This is a genomic window from Comamonas kerstersii (assembly GCF_008801935.1).
GTDB classification, from domain to species: domain Bacteria; phylum Pseudomonadota; class Gammaproteobacteria; order Burkholderiales; family Burkholderiaceae_C; genus Comamonas; species Comamonas kerstersii.
Window position 1 is genome coordinate 1 of record NZ_VZOT01000011.1, and the last position, 18540, is coordinate 18540.

14 protein-coding genes and 2 tRNA genes are annotated in these 18540 nt (G+C 58.2%); all 16 read left to right on the forward strand.

Annotation, left to right across the window (positions count from 1 at the left end; all coding sequences use genetic code 11):
* A partial coding sequence (locus tag F7P80_RS13120; protein WP_479723912.1) for an EF-Tu C-terminal domain-related protein occupies nt 1-125 on the forward strand: 125 nt, incomplete at its 5' end.
* A 13-nt stretch (nt 126-138) separates the two neighbouring features.
* Nucleotides 139-214, forward strand: a tRNA-Trp gene (locus tag F7P80_RS13125).
* Between the two features lie 88 nt (nt 215-302).
* Nucleotides 303-686 carry a preprotein translocase subunit SecE gene (secE, locus tag F7P80_RS13130; RefSeq protein ID WP_054065715.1) on the forward strand — a complete coding sequence of 128 codons (384 nt, stop codon included), beginning with the start codon at nt 303-305 and terminating at the stop codon, nt 684-686.
* On the forward strand, nt 686-1276 hold the full coding sequence (gene nusG / locus F7P80_RS13135; RefSeq protein WP_054065714.1) for a transcription termination/antitermination protein NusG: 591 nt from the start codon (nt 686-688) through the stop codon (nt 1274-1276). Before secE ends, nusG begins: the two co-directional genes overlap by 1 nt.
* A 95-nt stretch (nt 1277-1371) precedes the next feature.
* Nucleotides 1372-1803 (forward strand): 50S ribosomal protein L11, encoded by a 432-nt coding sequence (gene rplK, locus F7P80_RS13140; protein ID WP_054065713.1) that lies wholly within the window; start codon nt 1372-1374, stop codon nt 1801-1803.
* A 1-nt stretch (nt 1804) separates the two neighbouring features.
* Nucleotides 1805-2500, forward strand: coding sequence for a 50S ribosomal protein L1 (rplA, locus tag F7P80_RS13145; protein ID WP_054065712.1), 696 nt, complete (start codon nt 1805-1807; stop codon nt 2498-2500).
* 233 nt (nt 2501-2733) lie between these two features.
* The gene (rplJ, locus tag F7P80_RS13150) at nt 2734-3246 is read left to right on the forward strand and encodes a 50S ribosomal protein L10 (protein WP_054065711.1); all 513 of its coding nucleotides are present in this window, start codon (nt 2734-2736) and stop codon (nt 3244-3246) included.
* A 40-nt stretch (nt 3247-3286) separates the two neighbouring features.
* Entirely contained in the window at nt 3287-3664 is a 378-nt protein-coding gene (gene rplL / locus F7P80_RS13155; protein WP_054065710.1) for a 50S ribosomal protein L7/L12, read from the forward strand.
* Between the two features lie 291 nt (nt 3665-3955).
* Complete coding sequence (rpoB, locus tag F7P80_RS13160; RefSeq protein WP_054065709.1) at nt 3956-8068, forward strand: DNA-directed RNA polymerase subunit beta; 4113 nt, start codon at nt 3956-3958, stop codon at nt 8066-8068.
* Nucleotides 8069-8189: 121 nt separating this feature from the next.
* A complete protein-coding gene (rpoC, locus tag F7P80_RS13165; RefSeq protein ID WP_054065708.1) occupies nt 8190-12395 on the forward strand; it encodes a DNA-directed RNA polymerase subunit beta' in 4206 nt (1401 codons plus the stop codon).
* Nucleotides 12396-12507: 112 nt separating this feature from the next.
* Entirely contained in the window at nt 12508-13080 is a 573-nt protein-coding gene (locus F7P80_RS13170; protein WP_170265388.1) for a hypothetical protein, read from the forward strand.
* On the forward strand, nt 13077-14459 hold the full coding sequence (gene rsmB, locus F7P80_RS13175) for a 16S rRNA (cytosine(967)-C(5))-methyltransferase RsmB (protein WP_151045391.1): 1383 nt from the start codon (nt 13077-13079) through the stop codon (nt 14457-14459). Before F7P80_RS13170 ends, rsmB begins: the two co-directional genes overlap by 4 nt.
* A 115-nt stretch (nt 14460-14574) precedes the next feature.
* A complete protein-coding gene (locus tag F7P80_RS13180; protein WP_249041474.1) occupies nt 14575-15156 on the forward strand; it encodes a DUF4390 domain-containing protein in 582 nt (193 codons plus the stop codon).
* Nucleotides 15153-17441, forward strand: a complete 2289-nt coding sequence (locus F7P80_RS13185) for a sensor histidine kinase (protein ID WP_054065705.1) — start codon at nt 15153-15155, stop codon at nt 17439-17441. The genes F7P80_RS13180 and F7P80_RS13185 overlap by 4 nt, the downstream gene beginning before the upstream one ends.
* Before the next feature lie 44 nt (nt 17442-17485).
* Complete coding sequence (locus F7P80_RS13190; protein WP_151045397.1) at nt 17486-18199, forward strand: response regulator; 714 nt, start codon at nt 17486-17488, stop codon at nt 18197-18199.
* Nucleotides 18200-18253: 54 nt separating this feature from the next.
* Nucleotides 18254-18329: transfer RNA gene (locus F7P80_RS13195), tRNA-Phe, on the forward strand.
* The last annotated feature ends 211 nt before the right edge of the window (nt 18330-18540 follow it).

The following is an 18540-nucleotide window of genomic DNA, read 5'->3' on the forward strand; positions in this document are numbered from 1 at the left end:
GCGATAACGTCTCCATCACTGTGAAGCTGATCGCTCCTATCGCTATGGAAGAAGGTCTGCGTTTCGCTATCCGCGAAGGTGGTCGTACTGTTGGCGCCGGCGTGGTTGCTAAGATCATTGCCTAATTGATTCGGGTTTAGGGGTATAGCTCAATTGGCAGAGCGTCGGTCTCCAAAACCGAAGGTTGTAGGTTCGATTCCTACTGCCCCTGCCACCATGTAGTGGTAACACCAAGCCCGCCAGGAACTGGCGGGCTTCAGTGTCTTGTGCTGCAAGATCATTTGCAGCAAGAAAAGTGAGATATGGCCACATCACAAGTTGAGACAGTTAGCACCGGTGCAGACAAAGCCAAGCTGATCGCAGCATTGGTTTTGGTGATTGCTGCTGTGGCTGGCTTTTATCTGTTGTCGCAGCATGGACCTGTTGCGCAGTGGGGCGTCTTGGTTGTCGGGTTGCTCGCTGCGGCCGCGACATTTTTTGTCTCCGAGTCCGGCAAGCAGTTGCTCGCTTTCGGAAAAGACTCGTGGAAAGAAGTCAAGAAGGTAGTGTGGCCAACTCGCAAGGAAACCTTGCAGATGACCGCCTACGTTTTTGGTTTTGTAGTGGTCATGGCACTGTTTCTGTGGCTGACGGATAAAACGCTTGGATGGGTTCTGTACGATCTCATTTTGGGCTGGAGAAGCTAATGACTGATGCGATCGAACCTTTGTCGGGTGAGGCAGCTGCGTCTGTTCCTGTCAATCCTGATCTGCGCTGGTATATCGTCCATGCTTACTCGGGCATGGAGAAGGCTGTAGAGCGCAATATTACCGAGCGCATTAATCGCGCTGGTATGCAAGATAAGTTTGGTCGTATCTTGGTTCCCACCGAAGAAGTGGTGGAAATGAAGAACGGTCAACGCAAGACCACCGAGCGTCGCCTGTTTCCAGGCTATGTCTTCGTCGAGATGGTCATGGATGACGATACTTGGCACCTGGTCAAGCACACCAGCAAGGTTACTGGCTTTGTGGGTGGGGCCAAGAACCGTCCCGCTCCCATTTCTGAGGCTGAAGTCCAGAAGATTGTGAGCCAGATGGAAGAAGGCTCTGAAAAGCCTCGCCACAAGATTGAATTCATGGTGGGTGAGCTGGTGCGTGTTAAGGAAGGTCCATTCACGGACTTCAACGGCACTGTCGAGGAAGTGAACTACGAAAAGAGCCGTCTGCGCGTATCCGTAGCAATCTTTGGACGTTCTACACCCGTTGAACTCGAGTTCTCTCAGGTCGAAAAAACCTGAGGTACGTTTTTGGCCCCGCGTATTGAAATATTGGGGCTTTAACCCCGGGGAGCCGGGTCGTTTGACCTGGCGTTATTACCCGTAAGGAGCTAAACATGGCGAAGAAGATCGTCGGCTTCATCAAGCTGCAAGTGCCAGCTGGTAAGGCCAACCCATCCCCTCCAATCGGTCCTGCGCTGGGTCAGCGTGGCCTGAACATCATGGAGTTCTGTAAGGCATTCAATGCGCAGACTCAAGGTGTTGAGCCCGGTCTGCCTCTGCCCGTGGTGATTACTGCCTATGCTGACAAGAGCTTCACTTTTGTCATCAAGACTCCTCCCGCAACTGTGCTGATCAAGAAGGCCATCAAGCTGGACAAGGGTTCTTCGAACGCTCTGAAGGCAAAGGTTGGCAAGATCACCCGCGAACAGCTGGAAGAAATTGCCAAGACCAAGCTGAAGGACATGAACGCTGCTGACGTGGACGCTGCTGTGCGTACGCTGGCTGGTTCTGCCCGTTCGATGGGCGTGATCGTGGAGGGTTTGTAAAATGGCCAAGTTGACCAAGAAGCAAAAAGCCCTGCAGGGTAAGGTAGACACCACCAAGCTGTATTCGTTCGCTGAAGCTATTGCTCTGGTGAAGGAAGCCGCTACTGCCAAGTTCGATGAGTCTATCGACGTGGCTGTTCAGCTGGGCGTGGATGCCAAGAAGTCTGACCAAGTGGTGCGTGGCGCTGTGGTGCTGCCTCACGGTACTGGTAAGACCACCCGTGTTGCTGTGTTTGCACAAGGTGCCAAGGCTGAAGAAGCCAAGGCTGCTGGTGCTGACGTGGTGGGTATGGACGACCTGGCTGCACAAGTCAAGGCTGGTGACATGCCTTTCGACATCGTGATCGCTGCACCTGACGCCATGCGCGTGGTGGGTCAGCTGGGCCAGATTCTGGGCCCACGTGGTCTGATGCCTAACCCCAAGGTTGGTACTGTGACTCCTGACGTGGCTACGGCTGTGAAGAACGCCAAGGCTGGTCAAGTGCAGTTCCGCGTGGACAAGGCCGGTATCATTCACTCGACCATTGGTCGTCGTTCGTTCGACAGCGAAAAGCTGCAGGGCAACCTGGCTGCACTGATCGAAGCGCTGAACAAGGCTAAGCCTGCAACCAGCAAGGGTCTGTACCTGCGCAAGGTGGCGGTTTCCTCCACCATGGGTGTGGGTGTTCGCGTCGACACACAATCCATCGCAGCTTAATTGCTAAAATATTTGGCTTGCCTGTAAAAAGGCGAGCCGATGTGGTGGGCTACGCAGCTTGAAAAAGCCGCGTAGGTCATCCAAGACCGCTGGTGTGGCTTGCCACTTAATGATAGCGCCAGCGCAGATGGCGATCCCGCTGCAGATGGATGAATGTCCCTCTAACAGTTGGTCGCTGCAACAAGAGCGCGCATGCCGAGGTAACTGGGTATGCGCATTTGAAGGAGTAGACCTTGAGTCTGAATCGCAGTGAGAAAGAAGCGGTCATCAATGAAGTGACCAGCCTCGCCGCTAAAGCTCAAACGCTTGTGATCGCGGAATACCGCGGCATCACGGTCGCCGACATGACCAAACTGCGTGCTGATGCTCGCAGCAAGGGCGTGAGCCTGAGTGTTCTGAAGAACACACTGGCCCGTCGTGCTGTGTCCGGCAGCCAGTTTGAAGTGGTGGCTGACCAGATGACTGGTCCTCTGATCTATGGCTTCTCTGAAGACGCAATTGCCGCTGCCAAGGTAGTGGCTGACTTCGCGAAGACCAACGACAAGTTGGTGATTCGTGCAGGCGCGTTTGCAGGCAAGGCCCTGGACGTGGACGGCGTTAAGCAGCTGGCTAGCATCCCCTCTAAGGAAGTATTGCTCGCACAACTGTGCGGCTTGCTCATGTCGCCTATCTCGCGTACAGCCGTTGTGCTGGGCGCTCTGGCGGCCAAGAAGGGCGAAGGCGCCGAAGAAACTGCTGCTGCTTAATTGAGCGCGGCATCAACACACTAATTGTTAGGAAATCAAAATGGCATTCGATAAAGACGCATTCTTGACCGCCCTGGACAGCATGACTGTTCTGGAACTGAACGAGCTGGTTAAGGCTATTGAAGAGAAGTTTGGCGTGAGCGCTGCTGCTATGGCCGCTCCTGCTGCTGGTGGCGCTGCTGGCGGTGCTGCTGCTGCTGAAGAAAAGACCGACTTCAACCTGGTGCTGGCTGACGCTGGTTCCAACAAGGTGTCCGTGATTAAGGTGGTTCGCGAAATCACTGGTCTGGGCCTGAAGGAAGCCAAGGACATGGTCGACGGCGCTCCTAAGGTTCTGAAGGAAGGCATGCCCAAGGCCGACGCTGAAGCAGCTGCTAAGAAGCTGACCGAAGCTGGTGCTAAGGCTGAGCTGAAGTAATTCAGTGAATTCCTGAGGCTGGAGTGTCCGAAAGGGCACTCCAGCTTTTGGCGCTTGTGGGTATGCTATTTTTTCCAGAGTGCACCAGAAAGCCAGAGTAGTCACGGTTTTCTAGTGTCTTCTGACATCTCGACAGCAGAAGATGCCTTGGTTCGGGCGATGTGCAACGCATCGTCGTCAGCCATGGTTGGTAGTGGCCAACCGCCAAGCCAGTAACGCAGCGTGCGTGCGCTGTACGTGCTGGACCGTGTCGTCGCAGACCCAGGACTCAAGTCTTTGCCCGGAGATCTCATGGCCTATTCTTACACCGAACGCAAGCGAATTCGCAAGAGTTTCGGCAGCCGCGATAGCGTGCTCGAAGTGCCTTACCTGCTGCAGATGCAAAAAGATGCATACACCGCATTCCTGCAGGCAGACGTACCGCCCCAAAAACGCAGCAATGAGGGCCTGCAAGCGGCCTTCAATTCCGCCTTCCCCATCGTCTCCCACAATGGTTTTGTGGAGATGAAGTTTGTTGAGTACAACCTTGCCAAGCCCACGTTTGACGTGCGAGAGTGCCAGACCCGTGGTCTGACCTACGCTTCGGCCGTGCGTGCCAAGGTGCAACTCATTATTTATGACCGCGAGTCTTCCACTGCCCAGTCCAAGGTAGTCAAGGAAGTGAAGGAGCAAGAGGTCTACATGGGCGAAGTGCCCCTGATGACTGACAAGGGCTCGTTCATCATCAACGGTACTGAGCGCGTGATCGTGTCGCAGCTGCACCGCTCGCCAGGCGTGTTCTTCGAGCACGACAAGGGTAAGACCCACAGCTCTGGCAAGCTGCTGTTCTCGGCACGCATCATTCCTTACCGCGGCTCCTGGCTGGACTTCGAGTTCGACCCCAAGGACCTGCTGTACTTCCGCGTGGACCGTCGCCGCAAGATGCCCGTGTCGATCCTGCTGAAGGCCATCGGCATGAACCCCGAGCAGATCCTGGCGCACTTCTTTGTGAACGATAATTTCCGTCTGATGGACAGCGGCGCACAAATGGAATTTGTGGCCGATCGTCTGAAGGGTGAAGTGGCACGCTTTGACATTACCGACAAGTCCGGCAAGGTCGTTGTCGCCAAGGACAAGCGCATCACTGCACGTCACACCCGTGAACTGGAGCAGTCTGGCACCAAGTACATCAGCGTGCCTGAAGACTTCCTGCTGGGTCGCGTGCTGGCCAAGAACATCATCGATCCTGACACTGGCGAAATCATTGCCAAGGCCAACGAAGAGTTGACCGAAGCCGTGCTGAAGAAGCTGCGCAGCGCCGGCATCCAGGACATCCAGTGCATCTATACGAACGAACTGGACCAGGGCGCCTACATCTCGCAGACCCTGCGTACTGACGAAACCGTGGACGAGTTCGCTGCACGTGTGGCTATCTACCGCATGATGCGCCCTGGTGAGCCTCCTACCGAGGATGCCGTGCAAGCGCTGTTCCAGCGTCTGTTCTACAACCCAGACACCTACGACCTGTCGCGCGTAGGCCGCATGAAGTTCAACGCTCGTGTGGGGCGCGATACGGCCGAAGGCCCCATGGTGCTGTCCAACGAAGACATTCTGGCAGTGGTCAAGCTGCTGGTGGATCTGCGCAATGGCCGTGGTGAAGTGGACGACATCGACCACCTGGGCAACCGTCGCGTGCGTTGCGTGGGCGAACTGGCCGAAAACCAGTACCGCACCGGTCTGGCACGTATCGAAAAGGCTGTGAAGGAACGTCTGGGCCAGGCAGAGCAAGAGCCTCTGATGCCTCACGACCTGATCAATTCCAAGCCTATTTCTGCAGCGCTGAAGGAGTTCTTCGGTGCATCGCAGCTGTCGCAGTTCATGGACCAGACCAACCCTCTGGCCGAAATCACCCACAAGCGCCGTGTTTCGGCCCTTGGCCCAGGTGGTCTGACCCGCGAACGTGCAGGCTTTGAAGTGCGTGACGTGCACGTGACCCACTACGGTCGCGTCTGCCCTATCGAAACGCCTGAAGGTCCAAACATTGGTCTGATCAACTCGCTGGCGCTGTACGCTCGTCTGAACGAGTACGGCTTCATCGAGACCCCTTACCGTCGCGTGGTCGATGGCAAGGTGACCATGGAAATCGACTACCTGTCCGCCATTGAAGAAGGCAAGTATGTGATCGCGCAGGCCAACGCCGAGCTCGACGCAGAAGGCCGTCTGGTGGGTGAGCTGGTGTCTGCCCGTGAAAAGGGTGAATCGACCCTGCTGTCGCCTGAGCGCGTGCAGTACATGGACGTGTCGCCTGCACAGATCGTGTCGGTGGCGGCTTCCCTGATTCCATTCCTGGAGCACGACGACGCGAACCGCGCGTTGATGGGTGCCAACATGTCGCGTCAGGCCGTGCCTGTGCTGCGTCCTGAAAAGCCTGTGGTCGGTACCGGTATCGAGCGCGTGGCAGCTGTGGACTCCGGCACCGTGGTGACTGCGCGTCGCGGCGGTATCGTGGACTATGTGGACGCAACCCGCATCGTGATCCGCGTGAACGACGCTGAAGCCGTGGCTGGTGAAGTCGGTGTGGACATCTACAACCTGATCAAGTATCAGCGTTCGAACCAGAACACCAACATCCACCAGCGTCCTGTGGTCAAGCGCGGCGACGTGCTGGCCAAGGGTGACGTGATTGCTGACGGCGCATCGACCGACATGGGCGAAATCGCCATCGGTCAGAACATGCTGATCGCCTTCATGCCCTGGAACGGCTACAACTTCGAAGACTCGATTCTGATCTCCGAACGCGTGGTGGCGGATGACCGCTACACCTCGATCCACATCGAGGAACTGGTGGTGATGGCGCGTGACACCAAGCTGGGTGCGGAAGAAATTACCCGCGATATCCCCAACCTGTCCGAGCAGCAACTGAACCGTCTGGACGAGTCCGGCATCATTTACGTGGGTGCTGAAGTGCTGCCCGGCGACGTGCTGGTGGGCAAGGTGACACCTAAGGGTGAAACCACGCTGACCCCTGAAGAGAAGCTGCTGCGTGCCATCTTCGGTGAGAAGGCTTCCGACGTGAAGGACACTTCGCTGCGTGTGGACCAGGGCTCGTCCGGTACCGTGATCGACGTGCAGGTCTTCACCCGTGAAGGCATCCAGCGTGACAAGCGCGCTCAGCAGATCATCGACGATGAACTCAAGCGCTTCCGTCTGGACCTGAACGACCAGCTGCGTATCGTGGAAGCTGACGCGTTTGACCGTATCGAAAAGCTCCTGATCGGTCGCGTGGCCAATGGCGGCCCCAACAAGCTGGCCAAGGGCGCAAAGATCGACAAGGCTTATCTGGACAGCGTCGAGAAGTTCCACTGGTTCGACATCCGTCCTGCCGAAGACGACGTGGCTGCACAGCTGGAGTCCAGCAAGAACTCGCTGGAGCAGACGCGCCACGAATTCGATCTGGCCTTTGAAGAAAAGCGCAAGAAGCTGACACAGGGTGACGAGCTGCCTGCTGGCGTGCTGAAAATGGTCAAGGTCTACCTGGCCGTCAAGCGCCGTCTGCAGCCTGGTGACAAGATGGCCGGTCGCCACGGTAACAAGGGTGTGGTCTCGCGCATCGTGCCTGTGGAAGACATGCCTTTCATGGCCGACGGCACCACTGCCGACATCGTGCTGAACCCTCTGGGTGTGCCTTCGCGTATGAACATCGGTCAGGTGCTGGAAGTGCACTTGGGCTGGGCCGCCAAGGGCCTGGGCCAGCGCATCGGCGACATGCTGCGTGACGAAGCCAAGGTGGCTGAAGTGCGTGCCTTCCTGGACGAGGTCTACAACAGCCGCGGCCGCAAGGAAGACCTGTCTCAGCTGAGCGACGACGAAATCATGCGCATGGCTGAGAACCTCAAGGACGGCGTGCCTTTCGCAACGCCCGTGTTTGACGGTGCTTCCGAGCAGGAAATCAAGGACATGCTGAAGCTGGCATACCCTGATGACTTGAAGGAGCGCAAGGGTCTGACCGAGACACGCACACAGGCTTATCTGTATGACGGCCGTACTGGTGAGCGCTTCGAGCGCCCCACTACCGTGGGCTACATGCACTACCTGAAGCTGCACCACTTGGTCGACGACAAGATGCACGCTCGTTCCACCGGTCCTTACTCGCTGGTGACACAGCAGCCTCTGGGCGGTAAGGCGCAGTTCGGTGGTCAGCGTTTCGGTGAGATGGAAGTGTGGGCGCTGGAAGCATACGGCGCCGCCTACGTTCTGCAGGAAATGCTGACGGTGAAGTCCGACGACGTGGTGGGTCGTACCAAGGTGTACGAATCCATTGTGAAGGGCGAACATGCGATCGAAGCCGGTATGCCCGAATCGTTCAACGTGCTGGTCAAGGAAATTCGTTCCCTGGGCCTGGACATCGAACTCGAACGTACCTAAGGCCTTAAAGAAAGTGAGCGCCTAGCGCTTGTTTATAAAGGATTTGCAAGGGTTTTCATATTGAAACCCTTGTCCTGCAAGCGATAGCAGCTATAAATTTTGTGAAAAGGGAAAGAGTTACATGAAATCGCTACTCGACCTGTTCAAGCAATTCACGCCGGATGAGCATTTCGATGCCATCAAGATCGGCTTGGCTTCGCCCGAGAAAATTCGTTCCTGGTCTTTTGGTGAGGTGAAGAAGCCTGAGACCATCAACTACCGTACGTTCAAGCCCGAGCGCGACGGCCTGTTCTGCGCCAAGATCTTTGGTCCTATCAAGGACTACGAATGCTTGTGCGGCAAGTACAAGCGCCTGAAGCACCGTGGTGTGATCTGCGAAAAGTGCGGTGTTGAAGTCACGCAGACCAAGGTGCGCCGCGAGCGCATGGGTCACATCGACCTGGCAGCCCCTTGCGCCCACATCTGGTTCCTGAAGTCCCTGCCTTCGCGTCTGGGCCTGGTGCTGGACATGACACTGCGCGACATCGAGCGTGTGCTGTACTTTGAAGCCTACGTGGTGACCGACCCCGGCATGACCCCGCTGAAGAAGTTCAGCATCATGTCCGAGGACGACTACGACGCCAAGTGCCAGGAATACGGCTACGACGAGTTCACCGCCAAGATGGGCGCGGAAGCGATCAAGGAGCTGCTCGAGTCCATCGACATCGACAGCGAAATCGAGCGCCTGCGCAACGACCTGACTGGCTCTGAAGTCAAGGTCAAGAAGAACGCCAAGCGCCTGAAGCTGCTGGAAGCCTTCAAGAAGTCCGGTATCAAGCCCGAGTGGATGGTGCTGGAAGTGCTGCCTGTGCTGCCTCCCGATCTGCGTCCTCTGGTACCTCTGGACGGTGGCCGTTTCGCCACTTCCGACCTGAACGACCTGTATCGCCGCGTGATCAACCGTAACTCGCGTCTGCGTCGTCTGCTCGAGTTGAAGGCTCCTGAAATCATTGCGCGCAACGAAAAGCGCATGCTGCAGGAAGCTGTGGACTCGCTGCTGGATAACGGCCGTCGCGGCAAGGCCATGACGGGCGCTAACAAGCGTGCCCTGAAGTCGCTGGCCGACATGATCAAGGGTAAGAGCGGTCGCTTCCGTCAGAACTTGCTGGGTAAGCGCGTGGACTACTCCGGTCGTTCCGTGATTACCGTGGGTCCTTACCTGAAGCTGCACCAGTGCGGTCTGCCCAAGCTGATGGCGCTGGAGCTGTTCAAGCCCTTCATCTTTGCTCAGCTGGAGCAGCGTGGCATTGCTACGACCATCAAGGCTGCCAAGAAGGAAGTGGAATCCGGCACACCTGTGGTGTGGGACATCCTGGAAGAGGTCATCAAAGAACACCCCATCATGCTCAACCGTGCGCCTACGCTGCACCGTTTGGGTATCCAGGCGTTCGAACCTATCCTGATCGAAGGCAAGGCACTGCAACTGCACCCACTGGTCTGCGCGGCGTTCAACGCTGACTTTGACGGTGACCAGATGGCTGTGCACGTTCCTCTGTCTGTGGAAGCACAGATGGAAGCTCGCGCACTGATGCTGGCTTCGAACAACGTGCTGTTCCCTGCTTCGGGCGAACCTTCCATCGTTCCTTCTCAGGACGTGGTGCTGGGTCTGTATCACGCCACCCGTGAAAAGATCAACGGCAAGGGCGAAGGCATGGTGTTCCTGGACACCAACGAAGTGCAGCGCGCACTGGACGCTGGTGAAGTGGAGCTGCACGCCAAGATCAGCGTGCGTCTGCCTGAGTGGACCAAGAACAAGGAAACTGGCGAATTCGAAAAGAGCGTGAGCCTGGTGGAAACCACCGTGGGCCGTGCGCTGCTGTCCGAAATTCTGCCCAAGGGCCTGCCTTTCAGCCACATGAACAAGGCGCTGAAGAAGAAAGAGATCTCCAAGCTGATCAATTCTTCCTTCCGCAAGTGCGGCCTGAAGGCCACCGTGGTGTTCGCTGACAAGCTGCTGCAAAACGGCTTCCGTCTGTCGACACACGCGGGCTTCTCCGTGTCCATCGACGACATGCTGGTGCCTCCACAGAAGGCCGATATCCTGGCTCGCGCAGAAGCCGAAGTGAAGGAAATCGAGCAGCAGTACGTCTCCGGTCTGGTGACCGCAGGTGAGCGCTACAACAAGGTGGTGGACATCTGGGGCAAGGCCGGTGACGACGTGTCCAAGGTGATGATGGACCAGCTGAAGGTTCAGAAGACCATTGACCGTCACGGCAACGAAGTGGACCAGGAGTCCTTCAACGCGATCTACATGATGGCGGACTCGGGTGCTCGTGGTTCGGCAGCTCAGATTCGTCAGCTGGCCGGTATGCGTGGTCTGATGGCCAAGCCAGATGGCTCGATTATCGAGACACCTATTACCGCGAACTTCCGCGAAGGTCTGAACGTTCTGCAGTACTTTATTTCGACCCACGGTGCCCGTAAGGGTCTGGCCGACACGGCGTTGAAGACTGCGAACTCCGGTTACCTGACACGTCGTCTGGTGGACGTGACCCAGGATCTGGTTGTGACCGAAAACGACTGCGGCACCCACAATGGCACGCTGATGCGCGCTATCGTGGAAGGTGGTGAAGTGATCGAATCCCTGCGCGATCGCGTGCTGGGCCGCACGACTGCGGAAGATGTGCTGCACCCCGAAAACCGTGAAGTGCTGCTGTCTGCAGGTACCCTGCTGACCGAAGACATCATCGAAGAGCTGGAAGCTCAGGGCGTGGACGAAATCAAGGTCCGCACTGCGCTGACCTGCGAAACCCGCTACGGTCTGTGCGCCAAGTGCTACGGCCGTGACCTGGGCCGCGGTGGTCTGGTGAACCTGGGTGAAGCTGTGGGTGTGATCGCTGCGCAGTCCATCGGTGAACCTGGTACCCAGCTGACCATGCGTACCTTCCACATTGGTGGTGCGGCTTCGCGTGCAGCAGTGGCCTCCAGCGTGGAAGCCAAGTCCAACGGTTCGATTGGTTTCAACGCCACCATGCGTTATGTGACCAACACCAAGGGCGAACTGGTGGTGATTTCCCGTTCCGGCGAGATCATCATCAGCGAAAACGGCCGCGAGCGTGAGCGTCACAAGGTGCCTTACGGTGCCATCCTGACCATCAAGCCTGATGAAGCCATCAAGGCCGGCAAGATCCTGGCGAACTGGGACCCTCTGACCCGCCCCATCATTACCGAATACGCTGGTCGCGTGAAGTTCGAGAATGTGGAAGAAGGTCTGACCGTGGCCAAGCAGGTGGACGATGTGACCGGTCTGTCGACCCTGGTCGTGATCGACCCCAAGCGTCGTGGTTCTACCAAGGTGGTGCGTCCTCAGGTCAAGCTGGTGGATGCCAACGACCAGGAAGTCAAGATCCCTGGTACCGACCACTCCGTGACCATCGGCTTCCAGGTCGGCGCGCTGATTCAGGTGCGCGACGGCCAGGAAGTGGGCCCCGGCGAGGTGCTGGCACGTATCCCTGTGGAAGGCCAGAAGACCCGAGACATTACCGGTGGTCTGCCACGTGTGGCCGAACTGTTCGAAGCACGTACGCCTAAGGACAAGGGTACGCTGGCCGAGATGACCGGTACGATCTCCTTTGGTAAGGAAACCAAGGGCAAGGTCCGCCTGCAGATCACTGATCTGGAAGGCAAGGTCTGGGAAGAACTGGTGCCCAAGGAGCGCAACATTCTGGTCCACGAAGGCCAGGTGGTGAACAAGGGTGAGCTGATTGTGGACGGCCCTGCCGATCCTCAGGACATCCTGCGTCTGCTGGGTATCGAAGAGCTGTCGCGCTACATCGTGGACGAAGTGCAGGATGTGTACCGTCTGCAGGGCGTGAAGATCAACGACAAGCACATCGAGGTGATCGTTCGCCAGATGCTGCGTCGCGTGGTGGTCGAGAACCCCGGCGACTCTACCTACATCGCTGGCGAGCAGGTGGAGCGTTCCGAGATCCTCAACACCAACGAAGCGCTGCAGGCCCAGGGCAAGATCCCCGCAACCTACTCCAACGTGTTGCTGGGTATTACCAAGGCTTCGCTGTCGACCGATTCGTTCATCTCTGCGGCTTCCTTCCAGGAAACGACCCGCGTGCTGACCGAAGCTGCGATCATGGGCAAGCGCGACGAGCTGCGCGGCCTGAAGGAAAACGTGATCGTGGGTCGTCTGATCCCTGCCGGTACCGGTCTGGCATACCACCAGGCACGCAAGGCCAAGGAAGCCATGGACGACGCCGAGCGTCGCGCCATCGCCGAAGCCGAAGCTGCTGAAATGGCTGCCGCTACGGATGACGCTGACGACAGTGCTGCTTAATCGCCACGCTGTGCCGCGTTAGGCGCATTGCGCTCCCTACTTGCCTCGCGGCGGGTAGGGAGCGTTTTTATTGGTACCTCTGGGTCGGGCTGGAACGATGTGGATACTTTCATTGGAGTTGCTGCTGCTTGCCGTGCTGGTGTTCTGGTGCATTGGTGCGTTCAAGCGCATCAAGCGGCTGAAAAACCATTGCACACAGGCATTTGCACCTGTGCAGGAGCAGTTTGTGCAGATTGTGGAAATGATGCGTAACTGCGCACGCATGCAACTGCTCAAGGAACAGGTGGCAGGTGTGTTCGTGCCCCATGCACCGCAGGCGCTGCTGTCCAGCGCTGATGTGCTGGAATCTGCCGTTGAGCAGCCGGGCAAGCGCTCCATTCGCCCCGAGTCTGTGGCTGCGCTGGACGTGGCATGGCAAAGTGCACAGGTCGCATGGCAGGCCTATGTGCAGCAGTGTGCAGACAAGTCGGAGATGCACGCTGAGCATGTGCAGGAATGGTCACAGCGCTGGCAGCAGCTGCATACGCTGCAGATGCACAGCCTTGCGCAGTTCAATGACGCCATGGCCCATTACAACCAGTCGATTGCACAGGCTCCTACCTGTGTGGTTGCACGGCTGAGTGGCTATCGCCCCGGTCGTAGTTTTCAGAAAGATGCTGCATTGCTGATGCAGCCTACCGCATGACGCGAAAGATTTTTCCCTCCTCTGCAGCGCCTTCGGGCACTGCAGCACCGATTGCCCTGTGGCAGCAGCTGGCTGCCGTGGCCCAGGGCTTGCAGATGATTCTGGATGGCCAGTCTGGCAATGCAGCGCTGGCATCCGTGTCGCCCCGCCTGCGCCCTGGCGTGCAGGCATTGCTGTTTCAGGTCTTGCGCCAGCTGGGCCGTGCCCAGGCCCTGCGCAAGCAACTGGCCCCCAAGGCCCCACCGGCCAAGGTGGATGCCTTGCTGTGTACGGCCCTCGCACTGGCCTGGGACCCTGAGCAGGCCCCCTATGAGCCATTCACGCTGGTGAACCAGGCGGTGGAGGCAGCCAAGCGTGGCGGCCTGATGCGCCAGTCCGGCTTTGTGAACGCCTGCCTGCGCCGCTTCCTGCGCGAACGTGATGCCCTGGTGGCGCAGACGGACAGCGATCCGCTGGCACGCTGGAACCATCCGCAGTGGTGGCTGGAGCGCCTGCAAAAAGACTATCCGCAGGACTGGGAGCGCATTCTGCAGGCCAATAACACCCAGGCCCCCATGAGCCTGAGAGTTAATAAGCAAAAAACGACTCCCGCACAGTACCAGCAAGCGCTGAAAGCTATCAATATTGATGCATCTGTGTTTGGTGAAGCCGGTGTGCAGCTGGACAAGGCGCAGCCCGTACATGCTTTGCCAGGCTTTGAGCAGGGCATGGTGTCGGTACAGGATGGTGCCGCGCAGCTGGCTGCGCCCTTGTTGCTGAAGGGCATGGATCTGAGCCAGCCTTTGCAGCTGCTCGATGCCTGCGCCGCACCGGGCGGCAAGACGGCGCATTTGCTGGAATACGCCGGTGCGGCTTCACCCGTGCGTGTGACGGCGCTGGAAGTCGATGCCGAGCGCAGCGAACGCATTCACGATACCTTGCAGCGTCTGCAGCTGCAGGATCGCGCCAAGGTGCTGGTGGCTGATGCCGGTCAGACTGCGCAGTGGTGGCAGGCTGCCAATGGTGGTGCGCAGTTTGATGCCATCTTGCTGGACGCTCCCTGTTCCGCTTCGGGCATTGTGCGCCGCCACCCTGATGTGCGCTGGCTGCGCCGTGCCAGCGATATTGACCAGCTGGCTGCGATCCAGTCCCAGCTGCTGGATGCCCTGTGGCCTTTGCTCCGAACAGGTGGGCGCATACTGTATTGCACCTGTTCCGTGTTCAAGGCAGAGGGCGAGGCGCAAATCCAAGCGTTTCTTGCACGCAACACCCGGGCACAGTTATTACCGTCCCCCGGACATTTAATTCCGGGAAATGACGCGGCAGCTGCACCGGTCACAGACAATGCTGCAGGTGACCACGACGGATTCTTCTACGCCCTGCTGCAAAAAAACGGCTGATGCTGCGCTGCCCCCCCATGGGCAGCAGCGTCGTGCAGCTGCTGCATGGGTGCTGGCAATCGGGGCATCGGCGTTGCGGACGGCCCAAGGTACGCATGCGCAGGAAGCTACGTCTTTGCCGCCACTGCAAGAGGGGGGTGCAGAGCCGTCTCCAGAGTCTGCTTCGGCGGATAAAAGCCTGGACTGGGAGAACCTGCGTCTGCAGCGCGATGGTGAGTCCCTGCTGCTGAGTGCGCGCTTTCAGTGGTCATTGCCTGATCTGGTGCTGGATGCCTTGCTCAAGGGCATTCCCGTGCACTTCATCGCTGAAGCACAAATGTTGCGCGAGCGCTGGTACTGGAGTGACCAGCAGCTGCTCAGCGCAGTGCGCTACATGCGGCTGAGCTACCAGCCGCTCATCCGTCGCTGGCGCCTGTATGACGGCAGCCAGCCCTTTGAGGGTCAGGGCCTGAAGCTGGCGCTGTCCAGCACGTTTGAATCACTGGCGGATGCGGTGCAGGCCATGCAGCGGATTGTGCGCTGGCGCATTGGCAGCATGGCCGAGCTGCCATCGGATGGCACGGCGCTGCTGCAGCTGCGCTTTCGTATTGATTTATCCCGTTTCCCCCGCCCCCTGCAGATTGGTGCACTGGGACGCTCAGACTGGAACCTGCTGGTCACACGCCGGGAAACTGTGGATCTGGAAGCTTTGCAATGAGTGCGCCAAGTTCGCGTAAATCCATGCGCTGGGTGCTGGGCGTATTGGGTACGGTCATGTGTGCCATTGGCCTGGTGCTGCTTTTTCTGCTCATGCAGGCCACGAACAACCGGGAGCTGTATGAACAGCACTACGCATGGTTGTTTGGCCTGAATGTGCTGGTGGCATCTGCACTGCTGCTGGTGCTGCTGTGGATGGCCATACGCCTGGCGGTGCGCTGGCGCCAGCGCAAGTTTGGCAGCCGCCTGCTGCTCAAACTGGCGGCCATTTTTGGTCTGGTCGGTGTGGTGCCGGGGCTGCTGATCTATGTCGTGTCCTACCAGTTTGTCTCGCGCTCGATTGAAAGCTGGTTTGACGTCAAGGTCGAGGGGGCGCTGAGCGCTGGCGTGAATCTGGCCAGCGTCACGCTGGAGACTGTGGCCAATGACATGGCGAACAACACGCGGGCTGCCAGCCAGCAGCTGGCCCAGGTGCCGGATGCGGCCGCGGGCGTGGTGCTGGAGCGCATCCGAGAACAGCTGGGCGCTACCGATGTGATCCTGTGGAATGAAGCGGGTGTGGCCGTGGCCAGTGTGGGCATGTCCATGTTCGACCTCAACCCTGAACGCCCCAGCAACCAGCAGCTGCGCAGTCTGCGCACTGGCCTGCGGCCGCTGGCCAGCATCGAAGGGCTGGATGAAGTGGGGGCTTGGGGTGCAGGTGAAGAAGGCGAACATGCCTATGTGAAAACCCTGGCACTGGTGAGTGACCCGCGGTTGATGCTGGTGAGCAAGCCCCGCTTCCTGCAGGCCATCATCCCGCTGCCCAGTGCGCTGGTGACGAATGCACTGGCCGTGCAGGATGCCAACCGTGAATACCAGGAGCGCGCTCTGGCGCGCCAGGGGCTGCAGCGCATGTACATAGGTACGCTGACGCTGAGTCTGTTTCTGGCGGTGTTTGGTGCGGTCCTGCTGGCGGTCTTGCTGGGCAATCACCTTGCGCGCCCATTGCTGGTGCTGGCGCAGGGCGTGCGCGATGTGGCGCGTGGAGACCTGACGCCCAAGATGGCGCTGCAAAGCCAGGACGAACTGGGCGGGTTGACGCGCTCCTTTGCGCTGATGACGCAGCAGCTGCTGGATGCCCGCACGGCAGTGGACAAGAGCATGGCAGAGGTGAAGGCTGCGCGCACCAATCTGCAGACGATTCTGGACAATCTGACCTCGGGTGTGCTGGTGCTCGACGACCGCTGGCATGTGCTGTCTATCAACCCTGGTGCCACACGCATTCTGCGCATGCCCATGGCGATCTACATTGGGCGCAAGCTGGAAGAGGTGCCGGGTCTGGCTGGTATGGCACAGCTGGTGCAGGAGCAGTTCGAGATTTTCCTCGGCGAGCAGGGTGCGGATGCAGGGCGTGATCGCTGGCAGCAGGTGCTGGAGTTGTCGCTGGAGCATCCGGAGCAGCAAGCTGACAGCGGCGTGGTCACCCAGAACAAGACCACGCTGGTGGTGCGCGGTGCAGAGCTGCCGCAGTCGAGGCGCCTGATTGTGTTTGACGATATCTCGGAGATTGTTTCTGCGCAGCGTTCCAAGGCGTGGGCCGAGGTAGCACGCCGTGTGGCGCATGAAATCAAGAATCCGCTGACACCGATTCAGCTGTCTGCCGAGCGTCTTTCCATCAAGCTGGCAGACAAGCTGGAGCCGCCAGAACAGGCACTGCTGAACCGATCGGTGAAAACAATTGTTGATCAAGTAGCAGCAATGCTACGTTTGGTGAATGAGTTTCGCGACTATGCACGCTTGCCTGCCGCAGAATTGCAGCCGCTGGATTTGAACGCGCTGGTGATGGAGCTGATGCAGCTGTACGGTGAAGAAAATGCCCAGGTGCCTGTGCGAGCCAAGCTCGACCCATCCGCTCCACGCATTGCGGGAGATGCACAGCAATTGCGCCAGGTCATCCATAACCTGGTGCAAAACGCACAAGATGCGACCTTGCAGCAGGCTGAATCACTGGGTGTGACGCCGCCTGCTGTTGAAATCACCATTCAGTGGGTAGAGAGCAGCAAGCGTGTGCGACTGACCGTCAGTGACAGTGGCGCAGGTTTTGCGGCACACATTCTGCAGCGTGCTTTTGAGCCTTATGTCACGACCAAGGTCCGGGGAACCGGGCTGGGTCTGGCCGTGGTGAAAAAGATTGCTGACGAGCACGGCGCACGCATTGATCTGGCAAATCGCATGGATAACGGCATGGTACAAGGTGCACAAGTGTCGCTATCATTTGTCCCCGTAAGCACCGAAACACCGTGAGGGCGGTGAACCTGATACCTGAAGTACATAGGCTTTCGAATCTCATGGCAAACATACTGGTAGTAGATGATGAGTTGGGCATCAGGGATCTTCTGTCGGAGATCCTCAACGACGAAGGTCACAGCGTTGAGTTAGCGGCCAATGCCACAGAAGCCCGTGTCGCTCGTAATTCAGGCAACTTTGATCTGGTGTTGCTCGATATCTGGATGCCTGATACCGATGGCGTGTCCCTGCTCAAGGAGTGGGCCACTTCGGGTCAGCTCACCATGCCTGTCATCATGATGAGTGGTCATGCCACGATTGAGACGGCGGTAGAGGCTACGCGCATTGGCGCACTGTCTTTCCTGGAAAAACCCATCACCATGCAAAAGCTGCTCAAGGCCGTGGAGCAGGGGCTGGCCAAGAGCGCAAGCACGCCGCCAGCAAAAGCTCCGGGCGCAATGATTGGCGCGGCCCCTGCGGGCGCAGCGCCCGTGGCAGAGCGCATGACTTACAGCACCGATGCTGCCGTGGTGCGACCTGTGGCGAATGCCTGCCAGGCTGCAGACAGCGTGCCCAGTGCCCACCAGGGCTTTGATCTGGACCGCCCTCTGCGTGAAGCACGCGATGGTTTTGAGAAGGCCTATTTCGAGTTTCATCTGGCCCGCGAAGGCGGGTCCATGACACGCGTGGCAGAAAAAACCGGGCTGGAGCGCACCCACCTGTATCGCAAGCTGCGCCAGCTGGGTGTTGATCTGGGACGCAGTCGCCGCGGTTAAAAATATTTTTGCCAGGCTGCTCTGGTTTGATATACAATCGCGTTTTCTACAAACGGCCCGGTAGCTCAGTTGGTAGAGCAGCGGATTGAAAATCCGCGTGTCGGCGGTTCGATCCCGTCCCAGGCCACCAGAATTCAAAGCCCTTGATCAGCAATGATCAAGGGCTTTTCTGCTTTCTGCGCCTTTGCTTCATGCATGCTGCAATAAAAATGAAAGCGCTTTGCGCTTTTCAGATAAGGATTTGCAAGTTCAATAAGTTTGAAATCCTTTCTTGGTAAGCACTGGCAGCTCTGATTTTTGAAGCTTGCTGTGCTTGTGCAGCTATCGCAGGCATGGCAAGC

Bases quoted from the DNA above. Each gene is read 5' to 3' on its own strand.
- rpoC (WP_054065708.1), top strand. From the start codon at position 8,190: ATGAAATCGCTACTCGACCTGTTCAAGCAATTCACGCCGGATGAGCAT.
- nusG (WP_054065714.1), top strand. From the start codon at position 686: ATGACTGATGCGATCGAACCTTTGTCGGGTGAGGCAGCTGCGTCTGTT.
- rsmB (WP_151045391.1), top strand. From the start codon at position 13,077: ATGACGCGAAAGATTTTTCCCTCCTCTGCAGCGCCTTCGGGCACTGCA.
- F7P80_RS13190 (WP_151045397.1), top strand. From the start codon at position 17,486: ATGGCAAACATACTGGTAGTAGATGATGAGTTGGGCATCAGGGATCTT.
- rplA (WP_054065712.1), top strand. From the start codon at position 1,805: ATGGCCAAGTTGACCAAGAAGCAAAAAGCCCTGCAGGGTAAGGTAGAC.
- rplL (WP_054065710.1), top strand. From the start codon at position 3,287: ATGGCATTCGATAAAGACGCATTCTTGACCGCCCTGGACAGCATGACT.
- F7P80_RS13185 (WP_054065705.1), top strand. From the start codon at position 15,153: ATGAGTGCGCCAAGTTCGCGTAAATCCATGCGCTGGGTGCTGGGCGTA.
- rplK (WP_054065713.1), top strand. From the start codon at position 1,372: ATGGCGAAGAAGATCGTCGGCTTCATCAAGCTGCAAGTGCCAGCTGGT.
- rpoB (WP_054065709.1), top strand. From the start codon at position 3,956: ATGGCCTATTCTTACACCGAACGCAAGCGAATTCGCAAGAGTTTCGGC.
- secE (WP_054065715.1), top strand. From the start codon at position 303: ATGGCCACATCACAAGTTGAGACAGTTAGCACCGGTGCAGACAAAGCC.